The following is a 21,522-nucleotide window of genomic DNA, read 5'->3' on the forward strand; positions in this document are numbered from 1 at the left end:
GCCCTACGACGGGTCACTCTCTGCCCGAAACGCATCGGCGCCATCGTCCAAGCAGCCCTCGTCCTGACCCATCACGAGCACCAAGGCCGCTACTGAGAAAACCTCATTGGGGCGCTTGGGTCAGGCGGGTCGTCGCGGCGCTGGGTGTGCACGCGGTCGACGACCTTGCGCATCACGTCCGCGTCGCGCTGGTCCACGTCGGACCGGCGCTTGCGCAGGATGACCAGCACTTCGTTGCCCGTCGGCGGGCCCGCCTCGCCGGGGAGCGGCTCGGTCTCCGGACCGGCGTCGCGCGTGCGCAGCCAGTCCTCCAGCTCGCGCGAGGTCATGTTCACCACCCGGTGGAACTCCGCCCACAACTCGTCGTCGACCACCGGATCGCCCATGGTCCCGGGCGACCCGGCGCGGCCGACGTCAAACCGGGTCCGGTGGCCGGTAGAATTCGTCCGGACCCGTTGAAACGCCAGCGGTGGTCTCTGTTGACGCTGCTGGCGAGCTCGAACCCGTGCTCGCCGCTTGACGCATGGGAGGGGTGGGCCTTGCCGACCACTGGCGACGGCATGGCGGAGCGGGTCGACGAGCTGAACGCCGTGCTGGCCGATCTCGTCGGGGTCCTCGAATCGATGTCCGACACGCCGGGCTTGCTCGACGCGGTCTGCGGCGAGGCGGTCCGGGTGGTCCGGGACGCGGACCTGGCCAGCATCATGGTCGTCCGCGACGGCGTGACGCAGACCGCGGCGTTCACCGACGAGCGGGCCCAGCGCATCGACGACGTCCAGTACGCGGCAGGCGACGGTCCGGGCCTGCTCGCGGCGCTGACGGGCGAGGTCGTCCGGGTGGCGGTCGCCGAAACCGGCGACCAGTGGCCCGAGTTCGTGGCGGCGGCCAAGGAACTCGGCGTGGGCAGCTACCTGGCGGTCCCGCTGCGGGTGGACGACAACCTGGTGGGCGCGATCACGCTGTTCGCCTTCGAGGGCCACGGCTACCACGAGTTCGACACGAAGGTGCTGCGGCTGTTCACGTTGTGCGTGGAGACGGTGCTGCGGCTGACCCGCCGCTACCGCGAGGCGCGCAGCCTGGCCGACGAACTGCGCAACGCGATGGAGACCCGGGCGGTGATCGAGCAGGCCAAGGGCATGCTGATGCTGATCCACCGGGTCAACGAGGACGCGGCGATGCACCGGCTGATCGTGGAGTCCCAGCACACGAACATCAAGCTGCGGGACGTCGCCGCCCGGTTCACGAAGCGGATGAGCTCGGCGGACGGAGGCCCGGCTCGGCACTGACCGGCTCCGGCGGGCACGGCCGTGCCCGCCGGACCGCGTCGGCCGGAGGTCTCCGACGGCTGGTGCGGAAGTTCCGCGTTACCCCGACGGGCGCCGGTGCAGGAGGTCGAACCGGGACCACATCGCCTCCGCCGCCTCGATCGAGGCGCTCGTGCGGGCCGGGTCCACCGCCGCCAGCTGGGCCACGATCGCCTGGACCAGGGCCATGCCCGCCGTCAGTGACGGGAAGAACGTCACGCCCTCCGCCGGCACCATCAGTACCTCCTCCGCCGCGCCCGCCAGCGCCGGGCTGGCCGCGTCCGTGATCGCGAACACCCGTGCGCCGCGGGTCCTGGCTTCGTTCGCCGCCAGGACCGTGCTCTCGTACAGGCGCCAGAAACTGATCGCCACCAGGACGTCGTCCGCGGTCAGCTTGGCCGTCTGGTTCGCCAGCTCCGCGTCGCCCGCCGTCACCGCGTGGACGTCGTAGCCCGCCAGGCGCGCGTTGTGCGCCATCGCGATCCCGACCGCCGCGTAGCTGCCGTCGGCGATCACCAGCGTCCGGCGGGCCGCGCCGATCGCCTTCGCCACGGTCCGCAGCACCTCCTCGTCGAACCGCCGGTTCAGCAGCGCGAGGCCGTCGAGGTCACGGCGCAGGGACGCCGACCCCGGCGAGTCCACGCCGCGGTGCTCCTCGGCCACCTGCGGCGCGCTCAGCGACGACATGTACCGCGCCCGCAGCTCCTGCTGCAACGCCGGCCAGCCCGCGAAGCCGAGGGCCTGGGCCGTGCGCGTCACGGTCGCCACGTTGACGCCCGCCAGCTGCGCCAGCTCGGCCGTCGAGCCGAACGACGCCCGTCTCGGCTGGGAGACCAGGACCTCCAGCACCGCGGCCGATTTCGGCCGCAGGCCGCGGTCGGGCAGCCGGTCCCGCAGCCACGCCTCGAAACCGTCGTCGGTCTCCGCCACTTCGCGCCTCCCCTCGGGTCGGGTGCACCGTAACGCACGCAGTTTTGCAAAGAACGTTGCAGTTTTGTCGAAATGCAGTCTATGTTGTCGACACTCTCCGACGGAAGGCGTTCCCCATGACGCTGCTGGCTCGACTGGACCGGCTCCCGCTGAGCCGTCCCCACTACAAACTGCTGTTCATCGGCGGGCTCGGCTACACCTTCGACGGCATGGACTCGGCCGTCGTCGCCTTCCTGCTGCCCAGCGCGAAGGCCGTGTGGCACCTCGACAACGGCCAGCTCGGCCTGATCGGCTCCGCGACGCCGTTCGGCTTCCTCTTCGGCGCGATCGCCGCCGGCCTGCTCGGCGACCGCATCGGCCGCAAGAAGGTCATGATGTACGCGCTGGCCTTCTACGCGCTGTTCTCCGTGGTCGCGTCCTTCTCCCCGAACTACGAGGTCTTCCTCGGTGCCCGCGTGCTGGCCGGGGCGGGGGCCGGCGCCGAAAGCGCGATCATCGCGCCCTTCCTGTCCGAGTTCGTCCCGGCCAGGCGGCGCGGCTGGTTCGTCGGCGCGCTCGCCGGGTTCTTCTCCTTCGGCTTCGTCGCGGCCGCGCTGATCGGCCGGTTCGTCGTGCCGTCCTTCGCCGAGGGCTGGCGGGTCGCGCAGCTGGTCACCGCGCTGCCGATCGTCATGCTGCTGTGGTGGCGCCGGTCGCTGCCCGAATCGCCGCGGTTCCTGCTGGCCCACGGCCGGGCCGCCGAGGCCGAGGCCGTCGTCGCCGGAATCGAGCGGGACGTCGAGAAAGCCACCGGGACCACCCTTCCGCCGGTGCCGCCGGCCGCCGCGCAACCGGCGACCGAGACGCCGAAGGTCAACCTCTTCAGCGCGCTCAAGTTCCTGTGGAGCCCCGCGATGCGGCGCCGGACGGCGGTGATCTGGACCGTCTGGTTCGTGATCACGTTCTCCTACTACGGCTTCTTCTCGTGGATCCCCACGCTGCTCGTGGAACGCGGGATCACGGTGACGAAGAGCTTCGAGTTCTCGATCATCATCTACCTGGCCCAGGTGCCCGGCTACTTCTCGGCCGCGTGGCTGTCCGAACGGCTCGACCGCAAGCACACCATCGCGCTCTACCTGGCCGGCTCCGCCGTGAGTGCGTTCTGGCTGAGCCAGACGAGCGCGCCGTGGTCGATCACGCTGGCCGGGGCGGTGCTGTCCTTCTTCCTCAACGGCACCTACGCCGGGGTGTACTCCTACACGCCCGAGGTGTTCCCGACCTGGATCCGCGCCAGCGGCACCGGCCTGTCCAGCGCGTTCGGCCGGGTCGGCAGCATCCTGGCGCCGACGATCATCGGCCTGTCCGCGGCGAGCCTCGGCTTCGCCGGCGTCTTCGGCCTGACGACGGCGGTGCTGGCCGCCGGGGTGCTCTGCGTGCTCGTCTTCGGCCTGTCCACCGCGGGCCGCTCGCTCGAAGAACTGACCGAACACGGCGCCCCGGTGGCGGCCGCGAAGGAGATGACGAAGTGAGTCTGTCCACTGTGGAGGAACGGGTGCGCGCCGAACTCGGCGTGCGGCTGTTCACGGTGCTCGCCTGGATCCCGGAACGCCGGGCACTGCGCCGCGTGCACAGCAGCCATCCGGCGCAGTACCCGGTCGGCGGGGAGAAGACCGTCGAGGTCGCGGCGGGCTGGCTGGAGCGCTGCATCACCGCGCAGGAACCGTACTTCGGCCCGGACCGCGCGGCGGTGCGGGAGATCTTCGCCGACCACGAGCTGATCGAATCCCTCGGCTGCGGCTCGATCATCAACGTGCCGGTGGTCGCGGACGGCCGGACGCTCGGGGTGCTCAACATCCTCGACGCCGAGGGCGCCTACGACGAGGATTCGGTCCAGGTGGCCCAAGCGCTCGCCCCGCTGGCCGCGCCCGCGCTCGAGGAGGAAAAGTGACCGGATCCCTGCTGCTGCGCAACGCCCGCCTGCTCGACCCGCTGTCCGGCGAGTACACCGAGGGTGACCTCCGGTGCGCCGACGGCCGCATCGCCGAGGTGGGGACCGGCCTGGCCGCGGCCGACGTCCCCGTGCTGGATGTCCGGGGCGCGGCCGTGCTGCCCGGGCTGATCGACGCGCACGTGCACGTCACGGCGTCGACCGCGGACCTGGGTTCGCTGTCTTCGTCGTCACCGTCCTACGTGGCCGCGCAGGCCGCCCGCACGATGAGCGGGATGCTCGACCGCGGGTTCACCACGGTCCGCGACGCCTCGGGCGCCGACTTCGGCCTGGCCGACGCCCAGGCGGACGGGCTGTTCCGCGGTCCGCGGCTGCTGTTCTGCGGGCGGGCGCTGAGCCAGACCGGCGGCCACGGCGACAGCCGCACCCGCGGCACCCACGTGCAGGACGACCACCCGTGCTGCGCGGGCCTGGGCCGGGTCGCCGACGGCGAGGACGCCGTCCGCGCCGCAGCCCGCGACGAACTGCGCAAGGGCGCCCACCACATCAAGGTGATGGCGTCCGGCGGGGTGGCGTCCCCGACCGACCGCATCGATTCGACGCAGTACTCGGCCGGGGAACTGCGCGCGATCGTCGAGGAGGCCGAAGCGGCCAACCGGTACGTCGCCGCGCACGCCTACACCGCCCGCGCCGTGAACCGCGCCCTGGAACTGGGTGTCCGGTCGATCGAGCACGGCAACCTGCTCGACGACCGCAGTGTTTCGCTGTTCCTGGAACACGACGCCTTCCTGGTCCCGACGCTGGTGACGTACTGGGCCCTCAAGGAGGAGGGCCGCGAGCACGGGCTGCCGGAATCGAGCTGGCGCAAGGTCGACGAGGTCCTCGGCGCGGGCCTGGCGGCCCTGGACCGCGCGGCCCGCGGCGGCGTCAAGCTGGTCTACGGCACGGACCTGCTCGGCGGCATGCACCGCCACCAGAACCACGAGTTCCGGCTGCGCGCCGAGGTGCAGTCCCCGCTGGAGGTGCTCCGCTCGGCGACGTCGACGGCGGCGGACCTGCTGAACCTCACCGGCCAGGTCGGCACGCTGGCCGTGGGCGCGCACGCGGACCTGCTGGTGGTGGACGGTGACCCGCTGGTGGACATCGGCGTCTTGGCCGAGCAGAAGCACCTCCGCCACGTCGTCCAGGGCGGCGCGGTGGTGTCGGGCTGACGATCGTCCCGAGGCGGCCTCGGGTGCGTGAGGCGCAAGGCCGCCTCGGGACGCTTGCGGTCAGCGGCAGCGGTAGCTCGACGCCGTGGCCGGGTCGCCGCCGGTGTAGCGGGAAACCCGCGGCAGCGGGCACAGGTCGCGCGTCCTGCCGTCCGCGGACGCGGCCGCGAGGGTGGCCGGCGCCTTGCCGTGCTCGACCCAGCCGACCAGCGCGCCCAGCGCGTTCGTCGGCTCCGGGCCGCCACCGCCGAAGCAGTGCTCGACACCCGGCGCGAGGAACAGCCGGTAGAAGTCGTTCACCCGCTGCGGCCCGCCCATCGTGCGCTCCACCCGGTTGCGGTAGGACAGCGTGCCGCCCGGCGGGATGAGCTGGTCGTTCGCGCCGACGAACGTGATCAGCTTGCCGCCGGCGCGGCGGAACGCCGACAGGTCAGGGTCGGACGTGCCGATGACGTCGTCGTATTCGCGCACCGACTGGTGGAACAGGGCCGTGAACTGCGCGTACGTCAGCTTCGATGTGTCGAAGCCGGCCTGCTTCTCGAGGAACGACTGCACCCACTTGACGGCGACCGGGAAGCCCGGCGCGATCAGGGTGCCGTCCGGGCCGGGCTGCGTGCCGGCCAGCCACGTGAAGTCCGCGCCCTTCGGCAGGCCGGACCACAGCCTGCGGCCGCGCTCGTCGGTCGGGCCGGCCCAGATCCTGCGCACGACCTCGGCGTCCGCGGCCGTGACGGTGACCTCGTGGCCGTCGCAGACCAGCTTCGTCCCGACGAGGCTGCGCGGGTCGTAGCCGCACTCGTCCGGGCGGTCGACGATGCCGTTGGTGACGCCGTCCCGCGCGTCGCACGCTTGCACGGCGGCTTGCCGGAACGCCGTGAGCACGCAGGGGCTGGGAAAGTCGTGACTGGAGTTCATCACCACCTGCGGCCACAGGGTGGCGACCGCGAACTGCGTCCAGTCGACGGCGGGGGCGTTGGCCAGGATGCCGTCGAAGTCCTGCGGGTACTTCTGGGCCTCGGAATAGCCCTGGCGGCCGCCGGTCGAGCAGCCGGTCCAGTAGGAGTACGAGATCGGGCGCTGGTAGTACCGCTGCGTGACGGCCTTGCCGATGACGGCTTCTTCGTGCACCGACCGGGTGGCGAAGTTGGTCAGGAGCGTCTGGTCGACATGGCCGTCTTTCAGCGCCCAGGACGTGTCGAGGCCGTCGAGGGACACGCCCGCGTCGGTCGTCACGGCCGCGTAGCCGTCCTTGACCGCCTGCGGGAGGGCGTCGAAGTTGCCGGCGGCGTAGGCGCTGCCGCCGAGGGCCTGCAGCCGTCCGTTCCACCCGGTGTCCGGCAGGGCCACGGCGACCTTGACGTGGTCGGCGCCGGTGTGGGTCAGCGTGACGGTGAGCAGGCAGGACGACGGCTGGGGCGCGGCCTGCACCGACTCGATCTTCGCGCCGGGCGGCGCGGGCACCGCGACGGCGGCGCACGGGGTCGGGGTTGCTGCTGCCGAGGCGGCCGGCTGCGTGACGGTGGTCAGCAGGAGCGGCACGGCGGCGGCGAGAAGGAGGCGTTTCATCGGTCTCTCCGGTCGCTTTCGTCCGATGTGGACATTGCGGTCGAACGGTAGGCGGGCGGCCGGTGGCTTCGCGCCCGTCGGATGACGCTGCCGGCGTACGTCACTCGGCTAGGGTCGTGCCCATGGCGCTGAGCGGACGGGACACCGAGCTGAAGGAGCTGGGCGAGCTCGTCGACGGGCCGGCCGGCCGCAGTGGCGTCCTGATCCGCGGCGAGGCGGGCATCGGGAAGTCCGCGCTGGTCGCGGCGACGGCCGCGGCGGCGTCGGTGGCGGGGCTGAAGGTGCTGCGGACGACCGGCGCGGAGGCGGAGCGGAACCTGGCCTTCGCCGGGCTGCACCAGCTGCTGTACCCGGTCCGGGGCGGCGTCGCGCAGCTGCCGGGACCGCAGCGGGACGCCCTCGAGACGGCGCTGGGCCTGGCTTCGGTGGCCGAGCCGAGCGCGTACCTGGTCGGGCTGGCGGCGCTGACGCTGCTGGCCGAGAAGGCGGCGGCCAAGCCGCTGCTGCTGGTGGCCGAGGACGTGCACTGGCTGGACCGGGCGAGCGCGGACGTACTGGCGTTCGTGGCGCGCCGGCTCGAGCACGAGCCGATCGTGCTGGTGGCGACGCTGCGCGACGGCGCGGAGTCTCCGCTGGCCGACGCGGGGTTGACGCCGATGGTGCTGGACCGCCTGCCGGCGGACGCGGCGGCCGAGCTGCTGGATTCGGTCGCGCCCCGCCTGGCCCCATCGGTCCGGACGCGGGTCCTGGCGGAGGCGGCGGGCCTCCCGCTGGCGTTGACGGAGCTCCCCGCGGCGATGACTGAGGTCGACGGACTCGATCCGGTGTTACCGCTGACTGAGCGCCTGGAGCGCACCTTCACGGCCCGCGTGGCCGCGCTGCCGGCGGTGACGCGCACGGCCCTGCTGGTGGCGGCGCTGAACGAGACGACATCGTTGACGGAGACTTTGACGGCGACTCGTGCCCTGCTCGGGAGGGGTGATACGGGCGCCGCGCCGGGCACGGCGGCTGGTGACGAGGTGGGCGCAAGCGGGTCGGGTGGCGGGTTCGCCGCGGCTCGCGAACCCGGGCTCTGCGCCGGTCCCGCCATCCTCGCGCCCGCGGTCGAGGCCGGGCTCGTCGACCTGCCGGCCGGTTGCGTCACCTTCCGGCACCCGCTCATGCGGTCCGCCCTTCCCGCCTCGGCCACTCCGCTCGAGCGCCGGAGCGCGCACCTCGCCCTCGTCGAAGCCCTCCGGGACCAGCCCGATCGCCGCGCGTGGCACCAGGCCGCCGCCAGTGGCGGGCCCGATGAAACCGTCGCCGCGGAGCTCGAGCGGACCGCCGAACGCGCGCGCTCGCGCGGTGGGGCCGCCGCGGCCATCGCCGCTCTCGAACAGGCCGCGCGGCTGAGTCCCGGTGCCGAAGCCAGAACCGACCGGCTGCTGCTGGCCGCCGAACTGGCCGTCGAGTCCGGGCGCCGGGAGACCGCCGAACGGCTCCTCCACGCCGCCGCTCCCGCCGATCCGCGCCGCCGGGCCACCGCCGCGCGGCTGCTCAGCGAGTTCGAAGACGGCGTCCGCGAAGATCCCGGCCGCGTCGCCGAACTGGCCAGGACCGCCGCCTCCGTCGCCGACGGCGGGCAGCACGACGCCGCCCTGCGGATCCTCTGGAGCGCCGCCATGCGCTGCTTCTGGACCGAGCCCGGCGAAGCCGCGAGAAAAGCCCTGCTCGACGTCGCCGACCGGCTGCCCGTCCCGGACGGCGACCCGCGGATCGTCGCCGTCACCGCGTACGTCGCGCCCTTCGACCGCGGCGAATCCGTCCTGCACCACCTGCGGGAGCTGGTCGCGAAAACCGGCGCCGATCCCGAGGTCGACCGGTACCTGGGCAGCGCCGCGCTGCAGGTCGGGGCCTTCGACCTGGCCGCCCGCTTCGCCGCCGCCGCGGCACCCGGCCTGCGGGCCCAGGGCCGGCTCGGGCTGCTGCCGCGGGCGCTGGCCGTCCAGGCGTGGAGCCGCGTCCGGCTCGGCGACCTGGCCGGCGCCGGGCCGGCCGCGGCGGAGGCGGTCCGGTTCGCCCGGGAGACCGGCCAGCCGTTCATGGCCGGCCTCGCCACCGCCGTCCAGGCCGAGATCGCCGCCCTGCGCGGCGAGCACAAGCAGGCGAAAACCCTGGCCGACGAGGCCGAACGCGCCGGGCTCGCGGCCGGCGCCCGGCCCGTGCTGGCCACCGTGCAGCTCACGCGCGGGCTGACGAGCCTGAGCGAAGGCCGGTTCGAGGACGCGTTCGCCGACCTGCGGCGGCTGCTCGACCCCGCCGACCCCGCCTACCAGCTGGCGTTGCGCACCTACTGCGTCGCCGAACTCACCGAGGCCGCGGTCCGGGCCGGGCGGACCGACGAACTGCGGGACGTCCTCGCCGAGCTCGAGCCGCTCGCGGCGCGGACGCCGTCACCTGCCCTGCACATCGGCCTCCGGTACGCGCGAGCCGTGCTCGACCCGAGCGACGAGCGGTTCGCCGAGGCGCTGGGCGCCGACCTGACCGGCTGGCCCGCCGAACGCGGCCGCGTCCACCTGGCCTTCGGCGAGTGGCTGCGCCGTCAGCGGCGGGTCGTCGAATCCCGGACACACCTGCGCACCGCGCGGAAGGCGTTCGACGCGCTCGGCCTGGCCGCCTGGGCCGACCGGGCCCGGCGCGAGCTGCGCAGCGCGGGCGAGTCGAGCCCGAACCGCGGCCCGGACGCCCGCGACAAGCTCACCCCGCACGAGCTGAGCATCGCCCAGCTGGCCGCGGAAGGGCTGACGAACCGGGAGATCGGGCAGCGGCTGTACCTTTCGCACCGGACCGTCGGCACCCACCTGCACCGGATCTTCCCCAAACTGGGCGTGAGCTCGCGCGCCGACCTCGCCGGGAAGCTGAAGAACCTCGAAGGGTGACGTACACGCGCTGCGTCACCCGACGGGCGCGAAGGTCACCGAGCCGCTCCTAACGTCGTGGAAGTCCCACCGTCTTTTCGCGCAGGAGCAGCAGATGATCAGCAGGAGAAGGTTCGGGCAGGTGTTCGCGGCCGGGCTCGCGGCGACGTCCTTGGCGGCCTGCTCGTCGGGCACTCCCGCGGCCGCACCCGCCTCCGCGCCCGACCTGCGGGCCGGGTCGGGGGAGCACACCTCGCTCGGTCCGGTGAAGCAGGCCGACGCCGGCGTGCTCACCATGGCCTACCACGAGTTCGGGCCCGCCGGCGGCCAGCCGGTGGTCCTGCTGCACGGCTGGCCGTACGACCCGTACAGCTACGTCGACGTCGCGCCGGTCCTGGCCGCCGCCGGCTACCGGGTGATCGTCCCCTACCTGCGCGGCTACGGCCCGACGGTGTTCAAGTCCGCCGCCACGGTCCGCAACGGCCAGCAGACGGCCGTGGCGCTCGACGTCGTCGCCCTGCTGGACGCGCTGAAGATCGACAAGGCCGTCTTCGGCGGCTACGACTGGGGCGGCCGGACCGTCGACATCATCGCCGCGCTCTGGCCGGAACGCTGCAAGGCGATCGTCGCGGTCAGCGGCTACATCGTCACGAACCTGGCGGCGAACCGGCAGCCGCTGGCCCCGCAGGCGGAACTCGGCTGGTGGTACCAGTACTACTTCGCGACCGAGCGCGGCCGCGCCGGCTACACGGCGAACCGCCACGACTTCAACAAGCTGATCTGGAAGACCGCGTCCCCGGCCTGGAAGTTCGACGACGCGACCTACGACCGCAGCGCGGCGGCGTTCGACAACCCCGACCACGTCGCCATCGTGATCCACAACTACCGCTGGCGCCTCAGCCTCGCCCCGGGCGAGCCGCAATACGAGGCGTACGAACAGAAACTGGCCGCCGGCGCGACCATCGGCGTCCCGTCGATCACCATCGGCAGCGACTTCGACGGCGCGGCCAAGGACGGCCAGGCCTACCGCGCGAAATTCACCGGCAGGTACGAACACCGCATCTTCGACGGCATCGGCCACAACGTGCCCCAGGAGGCACCGCGGCCGTTCGCCCAGGCGGTCATCGACGCCGACCGGATGTGAGAAAAGGGGCCCGCCACCCGGGCCCCTTTTCTCAGCGCGTCGCGCGGGGCGACCTCGATGTTGCCGCGCGTGGCCTTCGAGTACGGGCACCCCCTGGTGCGCGTCCCGGACCAGGTCGTCGGCCGTGGCCCGGTCGATACCCGACACCTCCAGGTGCAGTACCGCGCCGAGGGAGAAGTCACCTAAGCAGGACGCCCAGCCCGCGGCGGACAGCTGCTCCGGGTTGGTGCCCTCGCCCGACGTCACCCGGGTACGTCACCGCAGTTCGCCGTCCTCGAGCCGCAGCCACCGGTCGATCCCGAGCTCCGCGAGGAAGCGCTCGTCGTGGCTGACGACGACGAACGCGCCGCGGAACGCCGTCAGCGCGCTTTCCAGCTGCCCGGTGCTCACCAGGTCGAGGTTGTTCGTCGGCTCGTCGAGCAACAGCAGCTGCGGGGCCGGTTCGGCGAACAGGACGCAGGCGAGCGTGGCGCGCAGCCGTTCGCCGCCGGACAGGACGCCGACCGGCAGGTGCACCCGCGAACCGCGGAACAGGAAGCGGGCGAGCAGGTTCATCCGCTGCGCGGCCGGCAGCGCCGGGGCCGCCGCCGCCAGGTTGGCGGCGACGCTGCGGTCGTCGTCCAGCAGATCGAGGCGCTGGGACAGGAAGGCGATCCGGCCGTCGGCGCGGGTGAGGGTGCCGCTGTCCGGCTCGAGGTCGCCGTTGACCAGCCTCAGCAACGTCGACTTCCCGGCGCCGTTGGGGCCGGTCAGCGCGATCCGCTCGGGACCGCGGATCGCCAGGTCGGCGCCGCCGCCGAAGAGGTCGCGCACGCGCATGCCTTCGCCGAGGAAGAGCGTCCGGCCCGCCGGGACCTCGGTCTGCGGCAGCTGGAGGCTGATCTTCTGCTCGGTCCGCAGTTCGCGTTCGGCTTGGTCGAGTTTGGCCTTCGCGGCGCCGACGCGGGCGGCGTGCGTGCCGTCCGCCTTGGCCGCCGACTCCTGGGCGTTGCGCTTCATCGTGCCGGCGAAGATCTTGGGCAGGCCGGCGTTGCCGAGGTTGCGCGACGCGGCGCTCGCCCGGCGGGCGGCGCGCTCCCGGGCCTGCTGCATCTCCCGCTTCTCGCGCTTGACGTCCTGCTCGGCGTTGCGGATGTTCTTCTCGGCGACTTCGCGCGCGGCTCGGACGGCCTGCTCGTAAGCGGTGAAGTTGCCGCCGTGGAACCGAATTTCGCCGCCGTGGAGCTCGGCGATCCGGTCCACCCGGTCGAGCAGCGCGCGGTCGTGGCTGACCACGAGCAGGCCGCCGGACCAGTCGTCGAGCACGGCGTAGAGCTTCTGGCGCGCTTCGGCGTCGAGGTTGTTGGTGGGCTCGTCGAGCAGCAGCACGTCCGGCCGCTTCAGCAGTTGCGCGGCGAGGCCGAGCGAAACGATCTGACCGCCGCTGAGGGTGCCCAGCGTGCGGTCGAGCCCGATGCCGCCGAGGCCGAGCCGGTCGAGCTGGGCCCGGGTCCGTTCCTCGATGTCCCAGTCGGTGCCGATGGTGGTGAAGTGCTCCTCGTCGACGTCCCCGGCTTCGACGGCGGCGAGCGCGCGCAGCACCGGGGCCACCCCGAGGATTTCGGCGACGGACGGCTCCCCGCTCAGCGGCAGGTCCTGCGGGAGGTAGCCGAGCACGCCGTCGACGGTGACGCTCCCGGCGGAAGGTTGCAGAGCGCCGGCGACGAGCTTGAGCAGCGTCGTCTTGCCGGAGCCGTTCGGGGCGACGAGACCGGTGCGGCCGGCCGGGAACGTGGCGGACAGCCGGTCGAAGACGGGGGTGTCGTCCGGCCAGGAGAAGGACAGGCCGGACAGCACGATTTCGGACATGGCGAAGACCTCGATGGGGTGAAATCGGAAAAGGGGTCGTCGACGGCGGCCCGCACCGGCGCTGCCGGGGGCCTGCGCACTCCGGGGCTACCCGGAGATGTCGACGTCACCTGCCACGACTGGTCTCCTCCAGACGATCTTCGCCTGCGAAGATAGCAGGATTGGCGGACCGGGGCCCGGGTAACCGCCCCGGATGCGCATCGTGGTGACCGGAGCGACCGGCAACATCGGGACCGGGGTCGTGCGCGCGTTGGGCGCGGATCCGCAGGTCGAGACCATCGTCAAGCTCGCGAGGCGGCCGGCGGACGGCGTCGTCACGGCCGACGTCGAACGCGACGACCTCGTGCCGCACTTCCGCGGCGCGGACGCGGTCGTGCACCTCGCGTGGCTGTTCCAGCCCACCCGCCGCCCCGAACGGACGTGGCGGGCGAACGTCCTCGGCTCGATGCGGGTGTTCGAGGCGGCGGCCATGGCGGGTGTGCCCAAGCTCGTCTACACGTCGTCGATCGGGGCTTACTCGCCGCGGGAGGACGACTCGCCGGTGACCGAGGACTGGCCGACGCACGGCTGGCCCGGAGCGGCCTACACGCGGGAAAAGGCTTATCTGGAGCGGTATCTGGACACCTTCGAGGCCCGGCACCCGAAGCTCGACGTCGTGCGGATGCGGCCGGGGTTCGTCTTCCAGCGCAGCGCCGCGACGGAGCAGCGGCGGCTGTTCGCCGGGCCGTTCGTGCCGGGTTCGCTGGTGCGGCCGGGCCTGATCCCGGTGGTGCCGGACGTCCCGGGGCTGCGGTGCCAGATCGTGCACACGGACGACCTCGCCGACGCCGTCCGCCGCGCGGTGACGCGCCCGGTGCGCGGGCCGTTCAACATCGCGACCGGCCCGGTCGTCGACCCGCGGTTCGTGGCGGACCTCCTGGGCGCCCGCACGATCCCGGTGCCGGTGGGCGTGGTCCGCGCGGCGGTGGACGCGGCCTGGCGCCTGCACGCGATCCCGGCGACGCCCGGCCTGTTCGACGCGGTCATGCGGCTGCCCGTGATGGACACGGGACGAGCGGAGTCCGAACTGGACTGGCAGCCCCGGCACGACGCCGCGTTCGCGTTGAAGGAGTTCCTTGCGGGCCTGCGCGCGGGCGCGGGGGCGGACACGGCCCCGCTGGCCCCGGACCGGCACCGCCTGCACGAGGTCTCCACCGGCATCGGCCGAAAGCCCTGACCCCCGCTTCCCCCGCGCCCCAATGTGGCCTTCGGTGCGTCAGACGCACCCAAGGCGGCCTTCGGTGCGTCAGACGCAACCAAGGCCGCCTTGGGGCGCTTGGGTCAGTGGCCCTGCTTTTCCGGTTCCGGGTACTGGCCCCGGGCCCGGTCGGCGGCCGTGGTGGCGATGCCCGCGGCGATCATCGCCACGCCCAGTGCGAGGTGCAGCCAGTCGTCGGCGTTGTCCATCGGGAGGATGTTGGCCGCGCTGTCGTGGTTCAGCGCGAGGCCGAACACCCACAGGAGCACGTAGATCCCGCCGCCGATCATCAGGAACGCCCGCGAACTGCCGTTGGCGCGGGCGGCCAGCACGCCGAGCACGCCGAACAGCAGGTGGACCAGGTTGTGCAGCACCGACACGGTGAACACGCCGAACAGCTGCGCGCCCGACTCGTGGCCGGCGAACTTCAGCGCGTCGTAGTCCGTGGTGATGCCCGGGATGAACCCCAGCACGCCGACGAGCAGGAACGCGATCCCGAACAGCAGGGCGGCGGCCCGGGCGGTGCTCCGCCGGGGCCGGGCGTGGACTTCGGTCATGGCGCCCGGCTACCCGGACCCGAACCGGGCAAACCCGCCGCCCCTGGCCCCGGGACGCTCAGGCGAGCTCGGCCGAGACGACCGACGGCAGTTCGCGCAGCCGGTCGAGCAGCGGGCCGGTTTCCCCGGCGGCCAGCAGGACGGCGCAGACCATGCTGCTCTCCCGGACACCGTCCTTGACGTCGACGGACAGTTCGTGGACGAGCCGGCCTTCGAGGGCGCCGACGAGCGACGGGATCTGGTCGGCCCCGCCGACGAAGTAGGTGGCGATCCGGCGGCGCAGCAGCATGGCCGAGCGGGGTGCGGGAACGGCGAAGGAAGTGGACATGGCGGATCTCCCTGCTGAATGGGAACACGAGAGCGGGGCCAGGTCCCGGAAAAAGAGCGATCGCCGACGCAGCGCGCCGGCGACCTGGGTTCAGCCGGCGCGCCGGGTTACGAGTCGCGAGGACGACATCGGGCGCAGCACGGCGACAGGCTAACACGACGAGCGAAGACCTCGCACGGCTCGGCTCCCGGGCGTCCGGGCGGGGCACGCGCGGTCGACGCACGGGACGTTTCCGCTGGTCAGTGCCACAGATGGGGTCGGCTCGCGCGGCATTCCGCTGTTCAGCCCCGCGGCGGGGCCTGTCTGCGCTCGGCGTTCGACGAACGAGCCGCGCTACGCCGGTGATCAGCTCGCCCGGATGATCCCCAGCCCCAGCGGCGTGATCTCGTGGATCTGCGACTTCCCCGACCGGTTGCTGCTGATCAGCCCGCTGGCCCGCAGCACCGACGCGTGCTGGCTGGCCGTCGCCGGGGAGATGCCCGTCAGGTCGGCCAGCTCGCTCGTGTTGCACCTCGTCGTCGCGATCGTCACCAGCACCTTCGCCCTCGTCTGGCCGAGGAGCGCCGCCAGGGACGGGCCCGGTTCCGCGTCGCTGTCGAAGCGGGGGTGGCTGATCGAATACACCAGGACCGGCGGCCGGGCCGGGTCCTTGTACGTCGTCGGCATGCCGTGGGCGAAGAACGCCGGGATCAACCGCAACCCGCGGCCGTCCAGGTGCAGTTCCTGCTCGATCGGGAAACGCACCCGCAGCACCGGCGGGGACCACGTCACCTCCGGGTGCAGGGTCGAGAGCAGCAGCTGCGGCCCGCCGCGGTCCAGGTTGGCCTGCAGCCGCTGGCGGTCGCGGGCGACCGCGCGGCGCACCGCCGCCCAGTCCGGGGCCACGCACTGGCGGTAGTAGTCGTGCAGGGCCGCCCCCAGCCGCCGCAGCTCACGGGGTTCGCCGTCGCCGATGCGGCGCAGCCACGCCGGGACGCGGGTGCCCTGCGCCACCAGCTCGCCGACGTCGGTGGCCAGCGCGGGCGCCGGCGTCTCGAGCACCGCCGAGATCCCGTCGCCGATCGTGCGGGTGCCGGCCGGGGTGAGGAAGTCCGGGCAGTAGCCGTACGGCGGCACCGCGGACATCAGCAGCCGGCCGGACGCCGGCACCGCGGAGCGCGATCCCCGCCGCCAGCGGCCGAAGAACGGCTCACCCTCGGGCCGCCGGATGCGGTAGCTGCTCATCAGCAGTTCCCACATCGGGTCGGCGTCCTCGGCGATGGTCACCTTCGTCAGGTCGGCTTCGGTGAAGTGAATTTTCAACATCGACGGCGGCCACCCCTTTCCCGGCCGAGGGTAACGGGCAACGCCGGAGTCCCGGACGCGGGCCGCGGCCGCCGGAAATTCACGCACCCGCCGCGCAATTCCGCACGGTCTGGCGACCTCCCTTCACCCTCCGCAAGGGTAAAAAGCCGTCGCGTGGCAGTTCACGCTGTGTGATTGGTGCGTACGGGGGAAACGACCGCCATTCCTTGACAACACCACGGCCACCGGGGTTACGTCGTCGGCTGAATTCCGCGGAAAAGGAACCGGAATCGTTCTCGGGCCACCGGTACGAATCGAGCCACGCCACCGATGAAAGAAGACGAACCCTCGTCCCGTCGTTCCGCCAGCTCCTGGAATCCCGGCAGCTGGCGGTTGCGCACCAAGATCTCCGTAGTGCTGTTGCTGCCCGTCCTGGTCGCCCTGCTGCTGGCGGGCAGCCGGGTGCAGGCCGAGCTCGCCCAGGCCGGCGGGCTCAGCGCCGTCCGCGACCAAATGCCGGTGGTGCAAGGGATTTCCGAACTCGCCGGGCTGGCCGACGACGAGATGATCCACGACGGCGCGGCCGCCCAGACCGCGGCAGTCGACGAGAAAGCCGCCGCGGTCCGCCACGACGCCGCCTTTTCCCAGCTCACCCCGGAGCTGTCGCGGTCATTGGAAGATCAGCTGGGTAAATTGGCCGACCTGCGGCAGCAGACCGGTTCGCCCGCCGCGAAAACCGCCGCTTACCACGACTTCACGGTCGCGCTGAGCGAAGTGATCGGGGGGATCGTCGGGCAGGCCGGGAATGGTGATCTCGGCACCGTGGCCACCGTCGCCGAATCGCTGGTGCAGCTGCGGACGAGCCTGGCCGGCCAGTTGGCACTGGCCGGCCGGTCCGAAGGCACTTCGGCCGAGGCGGCTCAGCGCGCGGCGGCCGAAGAAACCGTAATCACCGGACAGATCCGGCGCGCTCTCCCGCCCGGCGCGGCGGCCGCGCGGTTCGCCGCGGCGACCAGTCTCGGCGCCGGAGGCGCCGAGGCGAAGCGCGCGATGCTCGGCACCTTCCTCGCCGAGCAGGTGAAGACGCTTTCGGACGCGGTCGGGGCGCAGACCAACACCGCCCGGTCGGACGCCCTGCGTGACGCCGCCCTGGTGCTCGCCGCGCTCCTCGGCGCCCTCGCGATCGCCCTCGCCGTGGCCCGCTCGGTGGTCGCCCCGATCCGGCGGCTGCACGCCGCCGCGCTCGACACCGCGCGCCGCCGCCTGCCCGGCACCATCGAACGCATCCGGGAGGGCGACGACGTCGACTGGCGGGCGACCCCGCCGCTCCCGGTCGACTCCGAGGAGGAGATCGGGCAGCTCGCCCGGGCGTTCGACGACATGCACCGGCAGGCCGTGCGGCTGGCGGTCGGCGAGCAGGCCGAGATGCGGATCCAGGTCAGCGAGATGTTCATGACGCTGTCCCGGCGCAGCCAGTCGCTGGTGGAGCTGCAGCTGTCGGTGATCGAGGACCTCGAAGCCGACGAGCAGGACCCGCAGCGGCTGGCCGAGCTGTTCCAGATCGACCACATCGCGACCCGGCTGCGGCGCAACGGCGAGAACCTGCAGGTCCTCGCGGGCGGCAAGCCGGTGCGCCGCGACGTCGGGCCGGTCGCGACGGTCGAGCTGCTGCGGGCCGCGACCTCGGAGGTCAAGGACTACCAGCGCGTCTCCCTCGGCAACGCGCCGCGCGGGTCGGTGCAGCCCGAAGCCGCCGCGGACGTCGTGCACATCCTCGCCGAGCTGCTGGAGAACGCCATCCGGTCGTCGCCGCCGGAGGAGCAGGTCGTGCTCACCGCCGACCGCGGCTTCGACGGCGGCCTGCTGATCGAGGTCGTCGACGTCGGGCTCGGCATGACCCGCGAAGACCTCGAAGCGGCGAACGCCCGGCTGGCCGCCGGGGCCACGGTCAGCCCGGAGACCACCCGCCGGATGGGCCTGTTCGTGGTGAGCAGGCTGGCCGCGTCGCACGGGATCACCGTCCGGCTGCGGCCCACGACCACGCGCGCGGCCGGCGCCGGCATCACCGCCAGCGTGCACGTCCCGGGGGTGCTGATCCTGGTCGACCTGCCGCCGCGGGCCCTCCCGCCCGCGCTGACCCCCGCGGTCAGCGGCTCGGTCAGCGGCTCGGTCAACGGCTCGATCAACGGCTCGGTCGGCGGCACGGCCCGGCACGAGCTCGAACCGCGGTGGCCCGCCGAAGAACCGCCGCCGGTGGCCGTGGCGGATCCGCCGACGCCGATCTTCGACCAGATGCTGTCGCACTGGTTCGCCGAACCCCCGGCGACTCCGCCGGACCCCGCGGCCGGAGCCTGGGCGACGCCGGCCGACCGGGTCCGCCAGGCCGCGGAAGCGGCGATCGGCACGCTCGACGACCCCGAGTTCACCGACTCCGGGCTGCCCGCCCGGACACCGGGGGCGCAGCTCGCGCCGGGCTCGGTCGGCCCGCGCGCGCCGCAGCCGGCGGACACGTCCTTCCGCGACCCGGCGGCGGTGCGGAACAACCTTTCCCGCCACTACAGCGGCATGCGTGCGGCCCGGCACCGGGTTTCGGGCGAGCCGGAGGGGGAGCAGCGATGAGCACCCGGCAGGAAGGAGCGGAAGTGGCCGAGCGGTCCCGGAACTGGCTGGTGTCGGCGTTCACCCAGGAGGTGCCCGGCGTCGCGCACGCCGCACTGGTCTCGGCGGACGGGCTGCTCGTGGCGGCGAACGACACCCTGCCGCGCGATCGCGCCGACCAGCTCTCGGCGATCGCGTCCGGCCTCGCCAGCCTCGCGCTCGGCACCGCCGACCTGTTCACCGCGGGACGGGTGGTGCAGTCGGTGATCGAGATGGAGCAGGGCTTCCTGCTGCTGATGAACGTCGGCGACGGCTCGAACCTGGTGGTGCTGGCCAACCCGGGCTGCGACATCGGGCTGGTGGGCTACGAGATGACGTTGCTGGTGGACCGGGTCGGGAAGGTGGTCGAGACCCCGGCTCGGCCCGCGGCCGCCCCGGGAGCGGCCCGGTGACCGAAGGCCGGCGACGCGAGGGCGGGCGGCACGCGGCGTCGCTGGCCCGCCCCTACGCGTGGACCGCCGGTCGCACCCGGCCGACGGTCGACCTGGCGGTGGAAGCCCTCGTGGAGACCACGGCAGACGGCCGGGCGGCGCCCTTCAGCCCGACCAACCCCCTGGCCGTGGTGACGCAGTTCTGCCTGCACCAGCGGTCGGTGGCCGAGGTCGCCGCCCACCTGGGCGTGCCGCTCGGCGTGGCCAGGGTGCTCATCGGCGACCTGCTCATCGCCGGCCAGGTGTCGATCCGCGACACGCTCACCGCGGACGCCTCCTGGGACGAACGGAACGACCTGCTCGAAAGGGTCCTCAGTGGACTACGTGCGCTCTGACAAAAGGATCACCTCGGCGAAGATCGTCGTGGCCGGGGGGTTCGGGGCCGGCAAGACGACGTTCGTCGGTGCCGTCTCGGAAATCGACCCGCTGCGGACCGAAGCCCTGATGACCAGCGCGGCCGTCGGCGTCGACCGGACCGAAGCGGTCCCGGGGAAGTTCGCCACCACGGTGGCGATGGACTTCGGCAGGCTCACCCTCGCCGAGGACCTGGTGCTGTACGTGTTCGGCACCCCCGGCCAGCACCGGTTCTGGTTCATGTGGGACGACCTCGTCTGCGGCGCGGTGGCGGCGATCGTCCTGGTGGACACGCGCCGGCTGGCGGACTCCTTCGCTTCGATCGACTTCTTCGAGTCGCGCGGCCTGCCGTTCCTGGTCGCGATCAACCAGTTCCAGGACACCCGCCAGCACGGGCCCGAGCAGGTGCGCGAGGCCCTCAAGATCCCGGCGGCGGTGGAGGTCGTCACCTGCGACGCGCGTTCGCCGGAGTCGACGAAGCAGACCCTCATCGCCGCGGCCGAGCACGCGCTCGCCGAGCACCACGCCCCCCGATCACGGAAAGCCTGAAGGAGACCCGGAAAATGCCCATGGACCACGAAGACTTCGCGATGGGGAACTGGCTCATCGTGCTCGCCTACCTCACTTCGGTGGTGGGGTGCGCCCTCGGCCTCGCCTGCACGCTGCAGGCGCGGTCCACCGACAGCCCGCGGAGCCGGCTGGTCTGGCTCGTGCTCGCGGCGGTGTCCATCGGCGGTGTCGGCATCTGGGTCATGCACTTCATCGCCATGCTCGGGTTTTCCACGCCCGGGCTGCCGGTGCGCTACGACATCCTGCGCACCGCGCTGTCGGCGATCCTGTCGGTGGCGGCGGTGTTCTGCGGGCTGCTGGTGTTCGGCGTCCGCAACCGGTTCGCGTGGAAGCGGCTGCTGCTCGGCGGCCTGCTCACCGGGCTCGCGGTGAACGTCATGCACTACACGGGGATGTGGGCCGTGCAGATCAAGGGCACGATCGGCTACGACCCGACGCTGGTGGTCCTGTCGGTGGTGATCGCCGTCGTCGCGGCCACGGCCGCGCTGTGGTTCACCGTCGGGCTGGACAAGCTCCTGCCCCGGCTGGCGGCGGGCCTGGTGATGGGCGCGGCGGTGACGGGCATGCACTACACGGGCATGGCGGCGGTCCGCGTCCACCTGGACCCGGCCGCTCCCGACCCCTCCGGCACGGAGGTGTTCTCGTTCCTGTTCCCGGTGTTCGTCCTGGCGGCGCTGGCGATGGCGGTCCCGATCTGCGCGGTCCTGATGGCGACGTCGAGCTCGGAGGCGCCCCGGCACACGACGGTCGTCGGTTAGGCTGACGACGTGGAGACGGCGGAGGTCCTCGAAGTCGTGCGGGCGTGCCGAGCTGCGGGGATCGAGGTGTGGATCGATGGCGGGTGGTGCGTCGACGCGCTGCTCGGCCGACGGACGAGGGAGCACGACGATCTCGACGTCGCGGTCACCCGCCCGGAGGTCTCCCGGCTGCGGGAGTGCCTCGCGGTGCTCGGTTACGCGGCCGAGAGCCGAGCCGGTGCCACCGAGTGGAACTTCGTGCTGGCGAGGTCCGGCGGCGGGTCGGTGGACGTCCACGTCTTCGAGTTCGACGCGGACGGCAACCACATCCACGGGATCGAGTACCCGAACGACTCGTTCACCGGCGTCGGCGTGATCGGTGGTAAGCAGGTGCGGTGCATCAGCCCGGAACGGATGTTCCAGTTCAAGACCGCCTATCCGCCCGCGGCCAAGGATCTGCTCGATGTCCGGGCGATGAGTGCACGGTTCGGGTTCGCACTCCCGGCCTCCCACCGCACCGGAACCTGACGTGCCGCCGC

Annotated in this window: 20 protein-coding genes; 13 read left to right on the forward strand and 7 right to left on the reverse strand. The window is 72.6% G+C overall.

Translation table 11 applies throughout. The annotated features are described in order from the left end of the window. Positions 1-89: 89 nt before the first annotated feature. Positions 90-386, reverse strand: coding sequence for a DUF3140 domain-containing protein (locus tag ACLJOU_RS27455; RefSeq protein WP_410571148.1), 297 nt, complete (start codon positions 384-386; stop codon positions 90-92). A 174-nt stretch (positions 387-560) separates the two neighbouring features. Here ACLJOU_RS27455 and ACLJOU_RS27460 point away from each other — a divergent pair, with 174 nt between their 5' ends. Then, positions 561-1,286, forward strand: a complete 726-nt coding sequence (locus tag ACLJOU_RS27460; RefSeq protein ID WP_410571553.1) for an ANTAR domain-containing response regulator — start codon at positions 561-563, stop codon at positions 1,284-1,286. 78 nt (positions 1,287-1,364) lie between these two features. Here ACLJOU_RS27460 and ACLJOU_RS27465 read toward each other — a convergent pair whose 3' ends face one another. After that, complete coding sequence (locus tag ACLJOU_RS27465; RefSeq protein WP_410571149.1) at positions 1,365-2,234, reverse strand: MurR/RpiR family transcriptional regulator; 870 nt, start codon at positions 2,232-2,234, stop codon at positions 1,365-1,367. A gap of 116 nt (positions 2,235-2,350) precedes the next feature. Between ACLJOU_RS27465 and ACLJOU_RS27470 the strand changes: the two genes are divergently transcribed. Genes ACLJOU_RS27470 through ACLJOU_RS27480 form a run of 3 tightly spaced genes read left to right on the forward strand, consistent with a single transcriptional unit; the run spans position 2,351 to position 5,372 of the window. Next, entirely contained in the window at positions 2,351-3,742 is a 1,392-nt protein-coding gene (locus tag ACLJOU_RS27470; protein ID WP_410571151.1) for an MFS transporter, read from the forward strand. Then, complete coding sequence (locus tag ACLJOU_RS27475; protein WP_410571153.1) at positions 3,739-4,161, forward strand: GAF domain-containing protein; 423 nt, start codon at positions 3,739-3,741, stop codon at positions 4,159-4,161. Before ACLJOU_RS27470 ends, ACLJOU_RS27475 begins: the two co-directional genes overlap by 4 nt. Continuing rightward, positions 4,158-5,372, forward strand: coding sequence for an amidohydrolase family protein (locus ACLJOU_RS27480; RefSeq protein ID WP_410571155.1), 1,215 nt, complete (start codon positions 4,158-4,160; stop codon positions 5,370-5,372). Before ACLJOU_RS27475 ends, ACLJOU_RS27480 begins: the two co-directional genes overlap by 4 nt. Before the next feature lie 60 nt (positions 5,373-5,432). Here the strand turns inward: ACLJOU_RS27480 and ACLJOU_RS27485 are convergent, their stop codons facing one another. Next, positions 5,433-6,938, reverse strand: a complete 1,506-nt coding sequence (locus tag ACLJOU_RS27485) for a tannase/feruloyl esterase family alpha/beta hydrolase (RefSeq protein WP_410571157.1) — start codon at positions 6,936-6,938, stop codon at positions 5,433-5,435. A 122-nt stretch (positions 6,939-7,060) separates the two neighbouring features. On the opposite strand from ACLJOU_RS27485, the gene ACLJOU_RS27490 reads away from it, so the two are divergent. Both ACLJOU_RS27490 and ACLJOU_RS27495 read left to right on the forward strand, forming a co-directional pair. Beyond that, entirely contained in the window at positions 7,061-9,856 is a 2,796-nt protein-coding gene (locus ACLJOU_RS27490) for an AAA family ATPase (protein ID WP_410571158.1), read from the forward strand. Positions 9,857-9,950: 94 nt separating this feature from the next. Continuing rightward, positions 9,951-10,979: an alpha/beta fold hydrolase gene (locus ACLJOU_RS27495; RefSeq protein WP_410571160.1), complete on the forward strand. Its 1,029-nt coding sequence runs from the start codon at positions 9,951-9,953 to the stop codon at positions 10,977-10,979. Between the two features lie 255 nt (positions 10,980-11,234). Here ACLJOU_RS27495 and ACLJOU_RS27500 read toward each other — a convergent pair whose 3' ends face one another. Then, complete coding sequence (locus tag ACLJOU_RS27500) at positions 11,235-12,827, reverse strand: ABC-F family ATP-binding cassette domain-containing protein (RefSeq protein ID WP_410571162.1); 1,593 nt, start codon at positions 12,825-12,827, stop codon at positions 11,235-11,237. Positions 12,828-13,020: 193 nt separating this feature from the next. Between ACLJOU_RS27500 and ACLJOU_RS27505 the strand changes: the two genes are divergently transcribed. Continuing rightward, on the forward strand, positions 13,021-14,043 hold the full coding sequence (locus ACLJOU_RS27505) for an NAD-dependent epimerase/dehydratase family protein (protein WP_410571164.1): 1,023 nt from the start codon (positions 13,021-13,023) through the stop codon (positions 14,041-14,043). Between the two features lie 104 nt (positions 14,044-14,147). On the opposite strand, the gene ACLJOU_RS27510 is transcribed toward ACLJOU_RS27505, so the two are convergent. The 3 genes from ACLJOU_RS27510 to ACLJOU_RS27520 all read right to left on the reverse strand — a co-directional run bounded on the left by ACLJOU_RS27510 (position 14,148) and on the right by ACLJOU_RS27520 (position 16,254). After that, positions 14,148-14,621, reverse strand: coding sequence for a DUF4383 domain-containing protein (locus ACLJOU_RS27510; protein WP_410571165.1), 474 nt, complete (start codon positions 14,619-14,621; stop codon positions 14,148-14,150). A 58-nt stretch (positions 14,622-14,679) separates the two neighbouring features. Further along, positions 14,680-14,949, reverse strand: coding sequence for a hypothetical protein (locus ACLJOU_RS27515; protein ID WP_410571166.1), 270 nt, complete (start codon positions 14,947-14,949; stop codon positions 14,680-14,682). A gap of 345 nt (positions 14,950-15,294) precedes the next feature. After that, positions 15,295-16,254, reverse strand: a complete 960-nt coding sequence (locus ACLJOU_RS27520) for an ArsR/SmtB family transcription factor (protein WP_410571167.1) — start codon at positions 16,252-16,254, stop codon at positions 15,295-15,297. 393 nt (positions 16,255-16,647) lie between these two features. On the opposite strand from ACLJOU_RS27520, the gene ACLJOU_RS27525 reads away from it, so the two are divergent. The 6 genes from ACLJOU_RS27525 to ACLJOU_RS27550 are packed head-to-tail and all read left to right on the forward strand — an operon-like array spanning position 16,648 to position 21,511. Then, positions 16,648-18,852, forward strand: a complete 2,205-nt coding sequence (locus tag ACLJOU_RS27525) for an ATP-binding protein (RefSeq protein ID WP_410571169.1) — start codon at positions 16,648-16,650, stop codon at positions 18,850-18,852. Further along, positions 18,849-19,283: a roadblock/LC7 domain-containing protein gene (locus ACLJOU_RS27530; RefSeq protein ID WP_410571170.1), complete on the forward strand. Its 435-nt coding sequence runs from the start codon at positions 18,849-18,851 to the stop codon at positions 19,281-19,283. Before ACLJOU_RS27525 ends, ACLJOU_RS27530 begins: the two co-directional genes overlap by 4 nt. After that, on the forward strand, positions 19,280-19,657 hold the full coding sequence (locus ACLJOU_RS27535; RefSeq protein WP_410571172.1) for a DUF742 domain-containing protein: 378 nt from the start codon (positions 19,280-19,282) through the stop codon (positions 19,655-19,657). Before ACLJOU_RS27530 ends, ACLJOU_RS27535 begins: the two co-directional genes overlap by 4 nt. Continuing rightward, positions 19,638-20,225, forward strand: a complete 588-nt coding sequence (locus tag ACLJOU_RS27540; protein WP_410571173.1) for a GTP-binding protein — start codon at positions 19,638-19,640, stop codon at positions 20,223-20,225. Before ACLJOU_RS27535 ends, ACLJOU_RS27540 begins: the two co-directional genes overlap by 20 nt. Positions 20,226-20,245: 20 nt before the next feature. Beyond that, on the forward strand, positions 20,246-21,004 hold the full coding sequence (locus tag ACLJOU_RS27545) for an MHYT domain-containing protein (protein WP_410571555.1): 759 nt from the start codon (positions 20,246-20,248) through the stop codon (positions 21,002-21,004). A gap of 9 nt (positions 21,005-21,013) precedes the next feature. Next, a complete protein-coding gene (locus tag ACLJOU_RS27550) occupies positions 21,014-21,511 on the forward strand; it encodes a nucleotidyltransferase domain-containing protein (protein ID WP_410571174.1) in 498 nt (165 codons plus the stop codon). Positions 21,512-21,522: the final 11 nt, after the last annotated feature.

It is taken from the genome of Amycolatopsis sp. cmx-4-61 (assembly GCF_046548775.1).
Classification (GTDB): Bacteria; Actinomycetota; Actinomycetes; order Mycobacteriales; family Pseudonocardiaceae; genus Amycolatopsis.

What these genes read in the sequence shown, in the direction of transcription:
- ACLJOU_RS27455 (WP_410571148.1), bottom strand. Translation starts at nt 386, where the DNA reads ATGGGCGATCCGGTGGTCGACGACGAGTTGTGGGCGGAGTTCCACCGG.
- ACLJOU_RS27460 (WP_410571553.1), top strand. Translation starts at nt 561, where the DNA reads ATGGCGGAGCGGGTCGACGAGCTGAACGCCGTGCTGGCCGATCTCGTC.
- ACLJOU_RS27470 (WP_410571151.1), top strand. Translation starts at nt 2,351, where the DNA reads ATGACGCTGCTGGCTCGACTGGACCGGCTCCCGCTGAGCCGTCCCCAC.
- ACLJOU_RS27485 (WP_410571157.1), bottom strand. Translation starts at nt 6,938, where the DNA reads ATGAAACGCCTCCTTCTCGCCGCCGCCGTGCCGCTCCTGCTGACCACC.
- ACLJOU_RS27490 (WP_410571158.1), top strand. Translation starts at nt 7,061, where the DNA reads ATGGCGCTGAGCGGACGGGACACCGAGCTGAAGGAGCTGGGCGAGCTC.
- ACLJOU_RS27495 (WP_410571160.1), top strand. Translation starts at nt 9,951, where the DNA reads ATGATCAGCAGGAGAAGGTTCGGGCAGGTGTTCGCGGCCGGGCTCGCG.
- ACLJOU_RS27500 (WP_410571162.1), bottom strand. Translation starts at nt 12,827, where the DNA reads ATGTCCGAAATCGTGCTGTCCGGCCTGTCCTTCTCCTGGCCGGACGAC.
- ACLJOU_RS27505 (WP_410571164.1), top strand. Translation starts at nt 13,021, where the DNA reads ATGCGCATCGTGGTGACCGGAGCGACCGGCAACATCGGGACCGGGGTC.
- ACLJOU_RS27510 (WP_410571165.1), bottom strand. Translation starts at nt 14,621, where the DNA reads ATGACCGAAGTCCACGCCCGGCCCCGGCGGAGCACCGCCCGGGCCGCC.
- ACLJOU_RS27515 (WP_410571166.1), bottom strand. Translation starts at nt 14,949, where the DNA reads ATGTCCACTTCCTTCGCCGTTCCCGCACCCCGCTCGGCCATGCTGCTG.
- ACLJOU_RS27520 (WP_410571167.1), bottom strand. Translation starts at nt 16,254, where the DNA reads ATGTTGAAAATTCACTTCACCGAAGCCGACCTGACGAAGGTGACCATC.
- ACLJOU_RS27530 (WP_410571170.1), top strand. Translation starts at nt 18,849, where the DNA reads ATGAGCACCCGGCAGGAAGGAGCGGAAGTGGCCGAGCGGTCCCGGAAC.
- ACLJOU_RS27545 (WP_410571555.1), top strand. Translation starts at nt 20,246, where the DNA reads ATGGACCACGAAGACTTCGCGATGGGGAACTGGCTCATCGTGCTCGCC.